Here is a 15,155-nt window from a genome sequence, read left to right as displayed (position 1 = left end):
CCGCTCACGCGAATTCCATGATTACCGCGTCGACAGCCAGGCTGTCGCCCGGCTTGGCGTTGAGTTTCGAGACGACAAGATCGCGCTCGGCGCGCAGCACGTTTTCCATCTTCATGGCCTCCACCACGGCCAAGGTTTCGCCGGCCTTGACCTCCTGGCCCTCGGCAACGGCGATCGACACGACAAGCCCGGGCATCGGGCAGAGCAGCAGTTTCGACGTGTCCGGCGCCACCTTTTCCGGCATCAGCCGTTCAAGCTCGGCGTTGCGCGGCAGCATGGCTCGCGCCGTCACAGACATACCTTTCCAGGCGATGCGCAGGCCGTTCGCGACAGGCCGGATCTGGGCGGCGACCCTGTGCTTGCCGACCGTACCGCGCCAGATGAGGTCGCCCGGCCGCCAGTCGGACGAAACGGTCAGCGCCTTGCCGCCATCGATGGACAGGTCGATTTCCATCGGGATGGAAATCATGCCTTCGAGGATCGACGCCGAGAGATAGTCCTCGCCGATCTTGACCACCCAATCACGCTTGAGCGCTCCCGAATGCGGCGCCAGCCGCCCACCCAGCCGGTCGAGACGGTCGCGGCGCAGCAGTTCCACCGCGGTGGCGATCGACGCCAGCACGGCCTTTTCCTCGCTATTCGGCACGATGGGGGCAAAACCGTCGGGATATTCCTCCGCGATGAAGCCAGTCGATATCGCCCCTTCCCGCCAGCGCGGATGCTGCATCAGTGCCGCCAGGAACGGGATGTTGTGCTCGATGCCGTCGACCACAAAGCTGTCGAGCGCTTCCGACATGGCGTCTATTGCCTCGAGCCGAGTCGGCGCCCAGGTGCACAGCTTGGCGAGCATCGGATCGTAGAACATCGAAATCTCAGAGCCTTCCGTGACGCCTGTGTCGTTGCGGATGACGATGTCGCCGAATTGCCCTTCCTCCGGCGGCCGGTAGCGCGTCAGCCGGCCGATCGAAGGCAGGAAATTGCGGTACGGGTCTTCGGCGTAGAGCCGGCTTTCCACCGCCCAGCCGTTCAGCTTGATGTCGCCCTGCTTCAAGGTCAGCTTTTCGCCGGCGGCGACGCGGATCATCTGCTCGACCAGATCGATGCCGGTGACGAGTTCCGTCACGGGGTGCTCGACCTGCAATCGTGTATTCATTTCAAGGAAATAGAAGTTCTTGTCCTTGTCGACGATGAACTCGACGGTGCCGGCGCTCTGGTAGTCGACGGCCCTGGCCAGCGCCACCGACTGTTCGCCCATGGCCTTCCTGGTCTTGGCATCGAGGAAGGGCGATGGCGCCTCCTCGGCGACCTTCTGGTTGCGGCGCTGGATCGAGCATTCGCGCTCGCCGAGATAGAGCGCGTTGCCATGCGCGTCGGCCAGGACCTGGATCTCGATATGGCGGGGATCGACGACGAATTTCTCGATGAACACCCGGTCGTCGCCAAACGAACTCTTGGCTTCAGAGCGTGCCCGATCGAACCCGTCGCGCACTTCAGACTGGTCCCAGGCGATGCGCATGCCCTTGCCGCCGCCGCCGGCCGAGGCTTTGATCATGACGGGATAGCCGATCTCGCCGGCGATCTTTTCGGCATGGTCGGCATTTTCGATGACGCCGAGCCAGCCGGGCACGGTGGAAACCTTGGCGGCGTTGGCGAATTTCTTCGATTCGATCTTGTCGCCCATCGCCTTGATGGCTTTGGGTTTCGGCCCGATGAAGACGATGCCTTCCGCTTCCAGCGCTTCGCAGAAGGCGGCCCGTTCGGACAGGAAGCCGTAGCCGGGATGCACCGCCTGAGCGCCGGTTGCCTTGCAGGCGGCGATGATCTTTTCCGGCACGAGATAGCTCTGCACGGCCGGCGAAGGCCCGATATGCACCGTCTCATCGGCCATTTCGACATGCACGGCATCGCGATCGGCGTCGGAGTAGACGGCGACCGTGGCAATGCCCATCTTGCGCGCCGTCTTGATGACGCGGCAGGCGATCTCGCCACGGTTGGCGATCAGGATCTTGGTGAACATGCAGGCAGAATTCCCCTCCGGCGAACAGTTTAGTTCTATGGACTATGTCGCCATGTCTCAAGTACCGCGATGGACGACATGAAAGCCGCGCCTGCGACCCGCCATAGCGCTCCCTGCTGAGCCGGTTGTCGAATGGTGTGCTATCTGCGTCAACAAAGCCGACATTTCGTCTCATCTGACAGTTGATGAGCAGCCCAAAACCTGAAAACTTGGACACAAAAATCGCCTTGGAGGAATTGCCCGATGAAAACCCGCGCTGCTGTCGCTGTCGCCGCCGGAAAGCCGCTGGAGATCATGGAGGTCGACCTCGAGGGTCCGCGCGAGGGCGAGGTGCTGGTCGAGATCAAGGCGACCGGCATCTGCCATACCGACGAGTTCACCCTGTCGGGCGCCGATCCCGAAGGCCTGTTTCCGGCGATCCTCGGCCATGAGGGCGCAGGCGTCGTCGTCGATGTCGGCAAGGGCGTCACCTCGGTCAAGAAGGGCGATCACGTCATCCCGCTCTATACGCCCGAATGCCGCCAGTGCCCGTCTTGCCTGTCGCGAAAGACCAATTTGTGCACGGCGATCCGCGCGACCCAGGGGCAAGGCCTGATGCCCGACGGCTCGTCGCGCTTCTCAATCGGCAAGGACAAGATTTTTCACTATATGGGCTGCTCGACCTTCTCCAACTTCACCGTGCTGCCCGAGATCGCGGTCGCCAAGGTCAACCCCGACGCTCCCTTCGACAAGATCTGCTACATCGGCTGTGGCGTGACCACAGGCATCGGTGCGGTCATCAACACCGCCAAGGTCGAGCAAGGGGCCACCGCCGTCGTCTTCGGCCTCGGCGGTATTGGCCTCAATGTCATCCAGGGCCTGAAGCTTGCCGGCGCCGACATGATCATCGGTGTCGATTTGAACAACGACAAGAAGGCCTGGGGCGAGCGCTTCGGCATGACGCATTTCGTCAATCCGAAGGAGATCGAGGGCGACATCGTCCCCCACCTCGTCAACATGACCAAGCGCGGCGCCGACCAGATCGGCGGCGCCGACTACACCTTCGACTGCACCGGCAACACCAAGGTGATGCGCCAGGCGCTGGAGGCTTCGCATCGCGGCTGGGGCAAGTCCGTCGTCATCGGCGTCGCCGGCGCTGGCCAGGAGATTTCGACAAGACCGTTCCAGCTGGTCACCGGCCGCAGCTGGATGGGCACCGCCTTCGGCGGCGCGCGTGGCCGCACCGACGTGCCCAAGATCGTCGACTGGTACATGGACGGCAAGATCCAGATCGACCCGATGATCACCCATACGCTGAAGTTAGAGGACATCAACAGGGGATTCGACCTGATGCATGAGGGCAAGTCGATCCGGAGTGTCGTGGTTTACTGAAGACGGCCACATGCCGCCTGCCAATCGGCCAGCGACCTCTGTGGTGAAACATGGGAGGAAATGGAATGGCGGAGAAACTGCATCCGAAAATCGACAATGGGCTGCCAAGGGAAAGCGCGAGCTTTGCCGGCGGCACGCTGGTCTGCGCCTGCACCAGCAAGCCGGTCAAGGTGAAGGTCAAGGGCCAGATCGCCCACAACCATGCTTGCGGCTGCACCAAATGCTGGAAGCCTGACGGCGCGGTGTTCTCGGTGGTGGCGGTTGCCGGCACCGGCGACGTCACCGTCACCGAGAACGGCGACAAGCTCAAGGTGGTCGACCCCTCGGCCTTGATCCAGCGCCATGCCTGCACCGGCTGCGGCGTCCACATGCACGGGCCGGTCGAGCGCGACCATCCATTCAAGGGCCTGTCCTTCATCCATCCCGAGCGCTTCGAGGAGGATGGCTGGTCGCCACCGGGCTTCACCGCCTTCGTCTCGTCGATCATCGAATCGGGCGTCAACCCGAAGCGGATGGACGGCATCCGGGCCCGGCTGAAGACAATCGGGCTGGAGCCTTATGACTGCCTCAATCCGGGCCTGATGGATTACATCGCCACCTGGACGGCGAAGAAGTCCGGCGCGCTGCCCGCCTGACAACTGTGACAATTCAGGTATGGGGCCGGATGCGTTTCCGGCCCCTGCTTGTTTCTGGAGAGACAATGCCCGCACCAGCCATCTACGTCGACGCCGATGCCTGCCCGGTCAAGGCCGAGGTCGAAAAGGTCGCCGGACGCCATGGCGTCATCGTCACTTACGTTTCCAATGGCGGGCTGCGTCCCTCCCGCGACCCCATGATCCGCAATGTCGTGGTGTCCAAGGGCGCCGACGCCGCCGACGACTGGATCGTCGAGAACGCGAAGCCTAACGACATCGTGGTGACGGCGGACATTCCGCTTGCCGCCCGCACGGTGGCGCTCGGCGCGCATGTGCTGGGACCGACCGGGCGGCCCTTCACACCGGAAACGATCGGCATGGCGGTAGCGATGCGGGACCTCAAGCAGCATCTGCGCGAAACCGGCGAAAGCAAGGGCTACAATGCCGCCTTCGCGCCGCAGGACCGCTCGCGGTTCCTCGGCGAACTCGACCGTATCTTGCGGCGCGCGCTGAAATCCGCCACACCGGACTAGCAACAAAGCGCCATCCAGGTAGAGACCGCCATGGCCGCCGAAACCCCGATCGAGAAACCCATGCAGCGCCACATGCTGTTTGCGGTATCGGCGTGTCTCGGTGCGTTTGCGCTGCTTGTGGCGTTGCTGCTGCACGCCCCGCTCGCCTATTCGATCGGCGCCAACGCATTTTTCGCCGCGTACGTCATTCTTGTCGTTAGCCAGATGCCCAAACTCACCGGCAAGTATCTCAGCAAGAATGCACGCGCCACCGATCAGCCGGTGCTGGTCATCTTCGCGGTGACGCTCGTTGTCGTCGCCTTTGCCGTTGTCTCCTTGTTCCTGCTGATCAATCGGAAAGATGGGGATCACCCGATCCAACTCGGCTTCGCGCTGCTGTCGATCCCGCTCGGCTGGTTCACCATCCATGCCATGGCGGCGCTCCACTATGCCCATGTCTACTGGATGGACGGCGACGCGGTCGACGCCGAAACCAAGAAGAAAATCCCGGTCGGCGGCCTGCTGTTCCCGGGCGACAAACGCCCCGAGGGTTGGGACTTCCTCTATTTCTCGACCGTCATCGGCATGACGGCACAGACGGCCGACACAAACATCTCGACGACGCACATGCGTTGTGTCGTGCTTGTCCACTCGGTCCTGTCGTTCTTCTTCAACACCGTCATCGTCGCCGCGGCCGTCAATCTCGCCGTCAGCCTGGGCGGTCCGTAATAAATCCGTGATCGGATGAAACATCGGTTTGGATCGCGACGTATCAGGAGGACAATGAACACGTAGACCAAGCCGCAGGGCCGGGAGACCAGACAAGATGGAATCGGTTGCCAGAAGCCAATCCGAAATTGGACCGGGTGTCCCCGCTTCAAAAGAGAAAACCTTGATCTACCGGCAGTCGCGCTGGACGCGGCTGACACACTGGCTCTGGGCCATCTCATTGTTTTTCATGCTGCTGTCCGGCCTGCAGATTTTCAATGCCCGGCCGCAGCTCTACATCGGCAAGCAATCCGGCTTCGACTACAGCAACACCATTTTCGCCATAGGCGCCGAAAACACCAATGCCGGTCCGCGCGGTTACACCGCAATCTTCGGGCACCGCTTCGACACGACAGGCGTCTTCGGTTGGTCGGGCCCTGCCGGTAACGAGACGGCGCGCGGTTTCCCATCCTGGGCGACGATCCCCTCCTATTATGACCTCGGCACAGCCCGCGTGATCCATTTCTTCTTTGCCTGGATCCTGACCACGACTTTGCTGGTCTGGCTGGTCGCCAGCCTGATCAACGGTCACATCCGCCGCGATCTGGCGCCGCGCCTGGATGACCTCAAACGCTTGCCACAGGACATCGCCAATCACGCCAGGCTCAAATTCCACCACACGCGCGAATACAACACATTGCAGAAAATGGCCTATGGCGGCGTGCTGTTCGTGCTCTTGCCGCTGATGATCATCACTGGCCTGGCCATGTCGCCGAGCATGAATTCGGTGCTGCCCTTCCTCAACGATCTGCTCGGCGGGCGGCAGACGGCACGCACTATTCATTTCACCGTCATGGCTCTGCTGGTTGCCTTCTTCATCATTCACATCCTGATGATTCTGGCCGCCGGTCCGATCAATGAGCTGCGTTCGATCATCACCGGCTGGTACCGCACCGATCCTCCCGCGCATGACGACAACACATCCGAGAGGAGTGCCTGACATGGCAAAATTCGAGATCAGCCGCCGGAAATTCCTCACCGCCGCCAGCCTTGGCGCTTCCGGCATCATGCTGTCGGGTTGCGACGCCTTCGACAGCCAGCTCAGCATCGGCAGCGGCCTGCGCGGTTTCCTCGAAAACGCCAATGGCCTCACCCACAGGGCACAACGGTTGCTGGGCGGCGGCAGTTCGCTGGCGCCGGAATTCACTGAAGCCGATATTCGTCAGCCAATGCGGCCGAACGGCGTCACCGCGCCGGATGACGACGCATACAAGGCCCTGCTCGCCAACAACTTCGCCGATTGGCGCCTGGAGGTGTCGGGCCTCGTCGAAAAGCCGCTGTCGCTCACCCGCGAGCAGCTCATGAACATGCCGAGCCGCACCCAAATCACCCGCCATGACTGCGTCGAGGGCTGGAGCTGCATCGCCAAATGGACGGGCACGCCGCTGTCGCTGCTTCTTGACCAGGCGGTGGTCAAGCCGCAGGCGCGCTATGTCATGTTCCACTGCCTCGACACGATCGACCGCAGCCTGTCGGGCGACATCAAATATTACGGGACGATCGACCTGATCGATGCCCGCCATCCCCAGACGATCCTTGCCTATGGCCTGAACGGCAAGCCGCTGCCGGTCGAGAACGGCGCGCCGCTGCGCGTCCGTGTCGAGCGCCAGCTCGGCTACAAGATGCCGAAATATCTCTACAAGATCGAACTGGTCGACGGCTTTGCCAATATTGGCGGCGGCCGCGGCGGCTATTGGGAGGACAACGGCTACGACTGGTACGGCGGGATTTGATGGCCGTCCGCATAGAGGTCGAGCACGATCTGTCGCCCATCGAGTTGAGTTCGCTCGAGGAGCGTCTCCATCGCGACAACCGGCGTATGACGGACCGCGACGACGACCGGGAACTGGCCTTTGTCATCCGTGATGATGCGGGACACGCGATCGGAGTAGCCGCCGGCTATTCCTGGGCGGGCACGTGCGAGCTCACATTGACGTGGATTGACGAGGCTCACCGAGGCCGCGGCTACGCAAGGCAATTGCTCGACGCTTTTGTCGCCGAGGCGGCCGATCGCGGCGTCAAGAAGATCTGGGTCGCCAGCCACGACTTCCAGGCACCAGCCCTGTATGAAAAGGCCGGCTTCGAGCGCATGGCCGAACTGGCGGGATGGCCCGAAGGCCATTCCAACATCATCCTTTGTAAAACGGTAGCGGCGGCCGGCGCGGCTTAGGCAACCTTGTCGAGCAACGGCTTCAGCGCCGGATGGATTTCCGGCGAGGCATGCTTGATCAAGGTCAGCAGTGCACGCTCATTCTCGTACAGAGGCCGGTTGACCCCGATATATCCGACCAGCCAGCCGGCTTCACCGGCATCGATCGTCTCGGCGCGTCGGGCCAGCGCCTCGGTGGCCCTGTTCTTCGCCTCCCACTCGGTCTCTATGTCGTCAGGTGACCGATAGGCCTCGATGATGCCGGCAAGACCACCGGAGACCATGCGGCTGAAGAAACCGCCGATTTCCGGACCCGCGTGATCGAGGAAGGTTTCGTGGCGCAGCGCCACCTCGCGGGTGGGCGCCTCGTAACCGGCCGAGCACATGACGAAATTGGCGATCGCCTTGACGAACAGATCGTTCCAGGACGGATCGTTGTTGGCCTGGGCTGTCCGCTCGTTGATCCTGAACAGCACCTCGGCCTCGGCCCGGGTGATGGCGATGTTGCCGTCGCCACCATGGGCATGGAGGATACGGCGAAGAAGCTCGACTTCCGTTTTGGCGATCAGTCCGGGCACCAGCACACCGCCGAGCATCAGCGGTCCCTTGCCGTCGACGACCGCGTGGGCGACTTGCTCCAGCGCGTAGACGCAAAGCCGGCTCGGCGATGATTTCGCCTCTTCCAGCACGTGGACCAGCAATTCGAGTTCGGTCCGGCTGTCGACCATGCCGTCGCGCGAAATCGTGCGGACCAGCCAATCGGCATTTTCCTGCGAAATATAGCCCGAGGGCTTTTCCTGGTGGACGATGTAGTCGGTGACCGCCTCGACGAAGAACGGTGCCCATTCCGCGCATTTGTCTCGCGCCGTCTGATCGAGCGCGAACAAGGCCTCGGCTTCGCCCCGGGTCACCACGCCGTCTGCGAACACGTCGCGGCGCAGCATCACGACATCCTCCGCAGCAATCCGGTTCTTCGACGTCAGCCCCGCCACCGGAGCGCTCATGATCAATTCGCCCATCTGTCGTCCCCGTCCGCCCAACGCGTCACATCGGCCTGCTATATCAAGAGTGTCTTGAAAAACCGCCAAATGGCGTGGTTAGCGAAGACTTGTGAGATCAATGTCGCCCAAAAGTGTGCAGCGGTTTTGGGAGAACGACATGCATCAACAAAGATCTAAAGCGCGGGACGCGCTTAGATGTCGCTGGGAGGTGACAAGGTGTCGCCGACGGGCTATGGATGGCGCGTCGAGGGCTCAGGGTTTGAGTCCTACCTGTTTGCGGGAGAGAGCAGCGAGAGCTGCCGCCGAAGGGGAAATCGCCCGAAATCTCTCAGGCAAAAGAACCGTAGACGGGAAAGACACTCTGGAAAGTCGGGGCTTGCCCCCGCGCCGAAGGTGTAAGCGCCGCTGACAGAGTTCCGGCTGCGCGAGTCTCTCAGGCTTCAGACAGAGGGGCACGGACTGGTCGCCATCAGCGACCGATTGCGTGCGACTCTGGAGACGACATGACGGGCGACGACAAACACCTTCCCCTCGAAGACATCCATACAGCCGCCGGTGCGCGCTTCGGCGCCTTTGCCGGCTGGTCGATGCCGTTGACCTATCCGGCCGGCGTCATGAAGGAGCATCTTCACACCCGCGAACATGTGGGGCTGTTCGACATCTCGCATATGAAGCTGTTCGAGGTCGGCGGGCCGGAAGCGGCTGCGCTGTTGAGCCGCGCTTGCCCGCTGGACGCCGGCACGCTCGAGATTTCGCAGTCCAAACTGACGTTCTTCCTGAATGAGGCAGGCGGCATTCTCGACGATCTGATCGTCACCCGACTTGGCGACGACCGCTTCATGGTCGTCGCCAACGCCGGCAACGCCATCGCCGATGAAAAGCATCTGCGCGCGCTGGCGGCTGATTTCGATGTGCAGGTCGAGCCGCTCGACCGTGTCTTCCTGGCCATCCAGGGCCCTGAAGCCTGGGCCGCCCTTTCCCGCGCAGGCATCGAGACCGGCTCGCTGCTGTTCATGCATGGCGTCGAGCCACGGAAAAACTGGTTCATGAGCCGGTCGGGCTATACCGGCGAGGACGGTTTCGAGATCGGCCTGCCGGAGGCGGACGCACGGGACCTGGTCGCCAAACTGCTCGAGGACGAGCGCGTGCTCTGGATCGGCCTTGCCGCGCGCGACAGCCTTCGGCTCGAAGCCGGCCTCTGCCTGCACGGCCAGGACATCACGCCGGAGACCGACCCGGCCGCGGCGGCGCTGATGTGGGCAATCCCAAGGGATACCAGGGCTTCCGGCGCCTTTATCGGTGCCGACGCCTTGCGCGCCGCCGTGGAGCGGGGCCCGGCGCAAAAGCGCGTTGGGTTGAAGCCCGAAGGCCGCCAGCCGGTACGCGCGGGCGCGGCGCTATTCGACGCCGACGGCAACCCGGTCGGCCATGTCACCTCGGGCGGCTTCGGCCCGTCCGCCGGCCATCCGGTGGCCATGGGCTATGTCACCACATCGTTGGCAAAGACGGGAACGCGAGTTTTCGCCGATGTGCGCGGCACGAAGATCCCAGTCGAAATCAGTTCCCTGCCCTTCACCCCTCATCGCTACCGCAAAGGATGAATTCCATGGCAACAACCTATTTCACATCAGACCACGAATGGCTCCGCGTCGAAGGCGGCACCGCTACCGTCGGCATCACCGATTATGCGCAGGAGCAGCTCGGCGACCTCGTCTTCGTGGAACTGCCGGAAACGGGAAAGAAGCTCGCCAAGGGCGATACCGCCGTCGTGGTCGAATCCGTCAAGGCGGCCTCCGACGTCTACGCGCCGGTCGACGGTGAAGTCACCGAGGCCAACGGCACGCTGTCTTCCGACCCATCACTGGTCAATTCGGCGGCGACCGGCGCCGGCTGGCTGTGGAAGATGAAGCTCGCCAACGAAAGCCAACTCGCCAGCCTCATGGATGAGGCCGCCTACAAAGCCCATATCGCCTGACATCAGGAACTTGTTGACATGACCGCTGCCCCCTACCCGTTCTCGGCCCGCCACATCGGACCCGGCCTTGCCGACGTCAGAGCCATGCTCACCGTCATCGGTGTTCCCTCGGTGGAGACGCTGATCAGTCAGGCCGTGCCGAGATCGATCCGCCTCGACCAGCCGCTGGACCTGCCAGCGCCAGCCAGCGAAGCCGAAGCGCTTGCCGAATTGTCCGCGACCATGGCGAAGAACAGAGTGCTGAAGAGCTTCATCGGCGCCGGTTACCACGGCGTCCACGTGCCGCCGGTCATCCAGCGCAATCTGTTCGAGAATCCGGCCTGGTACACCGCCTACACGCCTTACCAGGCCGAGATCAGCCAGGGCCGGCTGGAAATGCTGTTCAACTTCCAGACGCTGGTCACGGAACTGACCGGCCTGCCGGTGGCATCGGCTTCGTTGCTCGACGAGGCAACAGCAGTCGCCGAAGCGGTCGGCATTGCCCTGCGCCACCATCGCGACAGGCGCACCAAGGTGGCGCTCGCCGGCACGCCGCATCCGCAGACACTGGACGTGGTGCGCACCCGCGCCGAGCCGCTCGGCATCGAGATTGACGGCGAGGAGATCGACGACAACACCGCCGCCCTGCTCGTCTCATGGCCTGACACCTTCGGCGTCTATGGCGACCACAAGGCGGCGATCTCCAAGGCTCGCGCTGCCGGCGCGCTGGTCGTTTTCGTCGCCGATCCGCTTGGCCTGACGCTGACCGACGCGCCGGCAAAGCTCGGCGCCGACATTGCGGTCGGCCCGATGCAGCGCTTTGGCGTGCCGATGGGTTTTGGCGGCCCGCACGCCGCCTATTGCGCCGTCTCCGACAAGCTGACGCGCCTGATGCCCGGTCGCCTGGTCGGCCAGTCGACCGATAGCAAGGGCCGGCCGGGCTACCGCCTCGCCTTGCAGACGCGCGAACAGCATATCCGCCGCGACAAGGCGACCTCCAACATCTGCACCGCGCAGGCGCTGCTTGCCAATATGGCGACCGCCTACGCGATCTGGCATGGTCCGGTCGGCTTGCAGGCGATCGCCGGGCGCATCCACGCGCTGGCCAACCGCCTGGCAAGCGGCCTCGAGGCTGCGGGTGTATCGGTGCTCGGCTCCAGCCGTTTCGACACGGTGACGGTGGAGACCAAAGGCAAGGCTGCCCAGATCGCCGCCGCCGCCGAAAAGAGCCACCGGCTGCTGCGTGTGCTCGACGCCGACCATGTCGGCATCAGTTTCGACGAAACCTCGACCAATGCCGATCTCGAGGCGATCGCAGCCCTGTTCGACGCCAAGGCTGCTTCTTCGGCCGACAGCACGGTGCCCGGCAAGCCGCGCGGCAAGGAGTTTTTGACCCAGCCGGTCTTCCACGAGAACAAGTCGGAAACCGAGATGATGCGCTTCCTGCGCCGGCTGGCCGACAAGGACCTGGCGCTCGACCGCGCCATGATCCCGCTGGGCTCCTGCACCATGAAGCTCAATGCCGCGGCGGAGATGATGCCGGTGAGCTGGCCGGAAATCGCCAACCTGCATCCCTTTGCGCCGGCAGCGCATTCGGCCGGCTACCGCGCCATGATCGGCGAGTTGGAAGGCTGGCTGGCGGAGATCACCGGCTTCGACGCCGTGACCTTGCAGCCCAATGCCGGCAGCCAGGGCGAATATGCCGGGCTGCTGGCCATCCGCGCCTATCACCGCTCGCGCGGTGAGGGTCATCGCACCGTCTGTCTGATCCCCTCTTCCGCGCATGGCACCAATCCGGCGAGTGCCGCGATGGCTGGCATGAGCGTCGTCGTCGTTCGCTGCCTGGAAGACGGCAACATCGACATGGACGATATGCGCGCCAAGGCCAATGAGCATTCCAGGAATCTCGCGGCGCTGATGTTCACCTACCCCTCCACGCATGGCGTCTACGAAGAAGGCGCGCGCCATCTCTGCGCGCTCATCCATGAGCATGGCGGCCAGGTCTATTTCGACGGCGCCAACCTCAACGCGCTGGTCGGACTTGCCCGTCCCGGCGACATCGGCGCCGACGTCTGCCACATGAACCTGCACAAGACCTTCTGCATCCCGCATGGCGGCGGCGGACCGGGCGTCGGTCCGATCGGCGTCAGGGCGCATCTGAAGCCCTATCTGCCCGGCCATGTCAGCGAAGGCTCGGCGCATGCCGTGGCGGCCGCCCCGTTCGGCAGCGCTTCCATCCTGCCGATCACCTGGATGTACATCCGCATGATGGGCGCTTCCGGCCTCAAGCAGGCGACCGAGACGGCGATCGTCTCGGCCAACTACGTGGCGACGCGGCTCGCCCCGCACTTCCCGCTGCTTTACAAGGGCAGGAGCGATCGTGTCGCCCATGAATGCATCCTCGACACCCGCGTGCTCAAGGAGAGCGCCGGCATCAGTGTCGAGGACATCGCCAAGCGCCTGATCGACTATGGTTTCCACGCGCCGACCATGTCGTTCCCGGTCGCCGGCACGCTGATGGTCGAGCCGACCGAGTCCGAGCCCAAGCGCGAACTCGACCGTTTCTGCGAGGCCATGATCGCCATAGCCGGCGAAGCGGCGAAAGTGGCCAAAGGCGAATGGCCCTTGGCCGACAATCCGCTGGTCAACGCACCGCATACGTCAGCCGAGGCGCTGGCCGGTCAATGGACCCACCCTTACTCGCGCCTGGAAGCGGCCTATCCCGCCGGCGACGCCGACACCGCCGCAAAGTACTGGCCGCCGGTATCGCGCATCGACAATGTCGCCGGCGACCGCAACCTGGTCTGCTCCTGCCCGCCGCTGTCGGATTATCTGGGTGCTGCGGAATAGCTACGCGGAGCGCAAGGCCGGCTTGATCGGTTCGGCCTTGCCCATCCTATTGTGGCTGATGACGCAGTTTCGGCCGGCGCGCTTGGCCGCGTAGAGCGTGGAGTCGGCCCTGGCCAGCACCTCGTCGAGGGTGCTGCCGTCGGCCTCGCCGAACCCGATCCCGCCGCTGACCGTGCTGCGCAAGGGGCCGAGCGGCGTGGGCACGACTTCCGTGCCGAAAGCGACACCGATCTTGCTGGCAAGATCATAGGCCCGCTCTTCCGTCATCCGCGACATGACGATCGCGAACTCCTCGCCGCCCAGGCGAAAGGCGTCGACCCCGGTCCTGGCATATTTCCGGATGACGGCACCGAAACGGCACAGGACCTGATCCCCGACCGGGTGTCCATAGATGTCGTTCGTCCGTTTGAAGTGATCGAGATCGAACATGACGATCGCCATGAACGGGCCGAAGGTGCGCTCGCCATAAAGCGACGTCAGGCCCCGGCGGTTCATCAGCCCGGTCAACGGATCGGTCATGGTCTCGGCCTTCAGCTCGATCTGCGCCTGCAAATGATGGAGCGAAAGCGTCAACGCGCCGAGGCCGGTCATACAGGCCACCGCCACGACAGAGTTTAGGCGTTCGGCCCAATTGTCGGGCGCGACACCGAGCGTCCACTGCCCTTTGGCCATCAGAACCACGCCGCAAAGGGCAAACGACAACGCACAGGTGCCGCTCAGGAACGAAACCACCAGCAGGATGCGGCGATCGTGACTGCCATTGATCCAGAACATGGCCCCGATCGTCGAGAGCAGCACGGTAACCGTCGCGTAGGTGATCACGAAACCGATACCGTCAAGGCCCGTGAAGGTCACGGCCGCACAGACGGCCATGGCGGCAAATGTCGGAGCAATCACACGCCTGTGGTCCGGCACACCGAGATATTGCATGGCCGAAATGCAGATGATCAGAAAACCCAGGCTGAGCAGCGCCAGCGCGATCTGGCAAAGCAGCGGATCGGGCTCCCTGGTATAGCGCCAAAACAGGATTACATGCGCGACGAGCACGAGAATGCCGCATGCCACCGTCAGCACGAATCCGGCCCGCGGCGCGGTGGCCCAGATCGCGAACATGGTGACACTGAGACAGATGCCCGACAGCGCGGCTGCGAGCAGGAGCGAACTGAAATCCAGCATATCGGGCGGGGGCCTCTCGAGCGTCGGCGGTTGCGCCGCATTCTAGGTCAGCGGCAGCCCTCGGACATGGTTTTCAGGCAATCTCTCGACCCAACCTGCGGATAGGGTTTACAAAGCGTCGATGCCACCTGTGCCGAAACCGCACCCCTGGCCGGCGCGCGGATCAACCGGCATCAGCCCTTGTTGAGCAAGGCGAGGTTGGCGTCGACAACGGTGGGATCGGCCATGCCGGCCTTCGCCTCCAGCAGCAGTGCCCTGGCCTTCGTCTTGTTGCCGCGCAACAATTGCGAATAGCCCATATTGTTGACGATCCGCGGTTTGCGGCCGGCGACTTTCAAAAGCTGGCCATAAGCGCGGTCGGCGAAGTCGAAGCGGCCGAGTTCGTCATAGGAAGCCGCAAGCCCCATCCAGGCCTCCGCATTGTCGGCCTTCAATTCGACGGCCTTGCGGAAATGCTGTTCGGCAAGACCATAATTGGCGTCGCGAAACTGCGCCTTGCCTTCCGCCAGGTCGGATGTGTCGACATCCTTGGCAGTCGGCTGGATGGCGGTTGTCTTGGTCGTGTCGACGTTGGTGTTCGTCGTGCACCCGGTGATCATCAGGGCGGTTGCCATCGTGGCCACCGCCGCAAATTTTATCTGACGCATGCCCTGCCCCGTCGCCCGATTTGCCGGGTCGTTCTTCAGGGAAAGACACTACAGCACAGCGATTAAGCTTCGGTG

At 63.3% G+C, this 15,155-nt stretch carries 14 protein-coding genes and 1 riboswitch; of the genes, 10 read left to right on the top strand and 4 right to left on the bottom strand.

The window, feature by feature from the left end:
• Positions 1-4 precede the first annotated feature (4 nt).
• The gene (locus tag EN851_RS03855; protein WP_135928618.1) at positions 5-2,017 is read right to left on the bottom strand and encodes an acetyl/propionyl/methylcrotonyl-CoA carboxylase subunit alpha; all 2,013 of its coding nucleotides are present in this window, start codon (positions 2,015-2,017) and stop codon (positions 5-7) included.
• Between the two features lie 243 nt (positions 2,018-2,260).
• Here EN851_RS03855 and EN851_RS03850 point away from each other — a divergent pair, with 243 nt between their 5' ends.
• From EN851_RS03850 to EN851_RS03820, 7 genes are all read left to right on the top strand, one after another.
• The gene (locus EN851_RS03850; protein WP_135928617.1) at positions 2,261-3,388 is read left to right on the top strand and encodes an S-(hydroxymethyl)glutathione dehydrogenase/class III alcohol dehydrogenase; all 1,128 of its coding nucleotides are present in this window, start codon (positions 2,261-2,263) and stop codon (positions 3,386-3,388) included.
• 65 nt (positions 3,389-3,453) lie between these two features.
• Positions 3,454-4,023, top strand: a complete 570-nt coding sequence (gene gfa, locus EN851_RS03845; protein WP_135928616.1) for an S-(hydroxymethyl)glutathione synthase — start codon at positions 3,454-3,456, stop codon at positions 4,021-4,023.
• 65 nt (positions 4,024-4,088) lie between these two features.
• Complete coding sequence (locus EN851_RS03840; protein ID WP_135928615.1) at positions 4,089-4,556, top strand: YaiI/YqxD family protein; 468 nt, start codon at positions 4,089-4,091, stop codon at positions 4,554-4,556.
• Positions 4,557-4,586: 30 nt separating this feature from the next.
• Positions 4,587-5,264 carry a DUF1345 domain-containing protein gene (locus EN851_RS03835; protein ID WP_135928614.1) on the top strand — a complete coding sequence of 226 codons (678 nt, stop codon included), beginning with the start codon at positions 4,587-4,589 and terminating at the stop codon, positions 5,262-5,264.
• Between the two features lie 97 nt (positions 5,265-5,361).
• Positions 5,362-6,243: a cytochrome b/b6 domain-containing protein gene (locus EN851_RS03830; RefSeq protein WP_135928613.1), complete on the top strand. Its 882-nt coding sequence runs from the start codon at positions 5,362-5,364 to the stop codon at positions 6,241-6,243.
• Position 6,244: 1 nt separating this feature from the next.
• The gene (locus tag EN851_RS03825; RefSeq protein WP_127872613.1) at positions 6,245-7,036 is read left to right on the top strand and encodes a molybdopterin-binding protein; all 792 of its coding nucleotides are present in this window, start codon (positions 6,245-6,247) and stop codon (positions 7,034-7,036) included.
• Positions 7,036-7,473: a GNAT family N-acetyltransferase gene (locus EN851_RS03820; RefSeq protein WP_189521809.1), complete on the top strand. Its 438-nt coding sequence runs from the start codon at positions 7,036-7,038 to the stop codon at positions 7,471-7,473. Before EN851_RS03825 ends, EN851_RS03820 begins: the two co-directional genes overlap by 1 nt.
• Here the strand turns inward: EN851_RS03820 and EN851_RS03815 are convergent.
• Positions 7,470-8,471 (bottom strand): hypothetical protein, encoded by a 1,002-nt coding sequence (locus EN851_RS03815; protein WP_135880509.1) that lies wholly within the window; start codon positions 8,469-8,471, stop codon positions 7,470-7,472. The two genes, EN851_RS03820 and EN851_RS03815, sit on opposite strands and share 4 nt — an antisense overlap.
• Before the next feature lie 249 nt (positions 8,472-8,720).
• Positions 8,721-8,807: riboswitch (glycine riboswitch) on the top strand.
• A gap of 149 nt (positions 8,808-8,956) precedes the next feature.
• Here EN851_RS03815 and gcvT point away from each other — a divergent pair.
• From gcvT to gcvP, 3 genes are read left to right on the top strand one after another with little or no spacing between them, the layout of a single operon-like run.
• Positions 8,957-10,054: a glycine cleavage system aminomethyltransferase GcvT gene (gcvT, locus tag EN851_RS03810; protein WP_127277661.1), complete on the top strand. Its 1,098-nt coding sequence runs from the start codon at positions 8,957-8,959 to the stop codon at positions 10,052-10,054.
• 5 nt (positions 10,055-10,059) lie between these two features.
• Positions 10,060-10,428: a glycine cleavage system protein GcvH gene (gene gcvH / locus EN851_RS03805; RefSeq protein ID WP_135915790.1), complete on the top strand. Its 369-nt coding sequence runs from the start codon at positions 10,060-10,062 to the stop codon at positions 10,426-10,428.
• 18 nt (positions 10,429-10,446) lie between these two features.
• Positions 10,447-13,257, top strand: a complete 2,811-nt coding sequence (gene gcvP, locus EN851_RS03800; RefSeq protein WP_135928612.1) for an aminomethyl-transferring glycine dehydrogenase — start codon at positions 10,447-10,449, stop codon at positions 13,255-13,257.
• Here the strand turns inward: gcvP and EN851_RS03795 are convergent, their stop codons facing one another.
• Complete coding sequence (locus EN851_RS03795; protein ID WP_135928611.1) at positions 13,258-14,433, bottom strand: GGDEF domain-containing protein; 1,176 nt, start codon at positions 14,431-14,433, stop codon at positions 13,258-13,260.
• 173 nt (positions 14,434-14,606) lie between these two features.
• The gene (locus EN851_RS03790) at positions 14,607-15,080 is read right to left on the bottom strand and encodes a hypothetical protein (protein WP_135928610.1); all 474 of its coding nucleotides are present in this window, start codon (positions 15,078-15,080) and stop codon (positions 14,607-14,609) included.
• Positions 15,081-15,155 lie beyond the last annotated feature (75 nt).

The organism is Mesorhizobium sp. M8A.F.Ca.ET.208.01.1.1 (genome assembly GCF_004791315.1).
Taxonomy (GTDB): domain Bacteria; phylum Pseudomonadota; class Alphaproteobacteria; order Rhizobiales; family Rhizobiaceae; genus Mesorhizobium.
This window is presented reverse-complemented; position numbering and strand designations above follow the sequence as displayed.

Bases quoted from the DNA above. Each gene is read 5' to 3' on its own strand.
- EN851_RS03850 (WP_135928617.1), top strand. From the start codon at position 2,261: ATGAAAACCCGCGCTGCTGTCGCTGTCGCCGCCGGAAAGCCGCTGGAG.
- gfa (WP_135928616.1), top strand. From the start codon at position 3,454: ATGGCGGAGAAACTGCATCCGAAAATCGACAATGGGCTGCCAAGGGAA.
- EN851_RS03855 (WP_135928618.1), bottom strand. From the start codon at position 2,017: ATGTTCACCAAGATCCTGATCGCCAACCGTGGCGAGATCGCCTGCCGC.
- gcvH (WP_135915790.1), top strand. From the start codon at position 10,060: ATGGCAACAACCTATTTCACATCAGACCACGAATGGCTCCGCGTCGAA.
- gcvP (WP_135928612.1), top strand. From the start codon at position 10,447: ATGACCGCTGCCCCCTACCCGTTCTCGGCCCGCCACATCGGACCCGGC.
- EN851_RS03790 (WP_135928610.1), bottom strand. From the start codon at position 15,080: ATGCGTCAGATAAAATTTGCGGCGGTGGCCACGATGGCAACCGCCCTG.
- EN851_RS03795 (WP_135928611.1), bottom strand. From the start codon at position 14,433: ATGCTGGATTTCAGTTCGCTCCTGCTCGCAGCCGCGCTGTCGGGCATC.
- EN851_RS03820 (WP_189521809.1), top strand. From the start codon at position 7,036: ATGGCCGTCCGCATAGAGGTCGAGCACGATCTGTCGCCCATCGAGTTG.
- EN851_RS03835 (WP_135928614.1), top strand. From the start codon at position 4,587: ATGGCCGCCGAAACCCCGATCGAGAAACCCATGCAGCGCCACATGCTG.
- EN851_RS03830 (WP_135928613.1), top strand. From the start codon at position 5,362: ATGGAATCGGTTGCCAGAAGCCAATCCGAAATTGGACCGGGTGTCCCC.
- EN851_RS03815 (WP_135880509.1), bottom strand. From the start codon at position 8,471: ATGGGCGAATTGATCATGAGCGCTCCGGTGGCGGGGCTGACGTCGAAG.
- EN851_RS03825 (WP_127872613.1), top strand. From the start codon at position 6,245: ATGGCAAAATTCGAGATCAGCCGCCGGAAATTCCTCACCGCCGCCAGC.
- EN851_RS03840 (WP_135928615.1), top strand. From the start codon at position 4,089: ATGCCCGCACCAGCCATCTACGTCGACGCCGATGCCTGCCCGGTCAAG.
- gcvT (WP_127277661.1), top strand. From the start codon at position 8,957: ATGACGGGCGACGACAAACACCTTCCCCTCGAAGACATCCATACAGCC.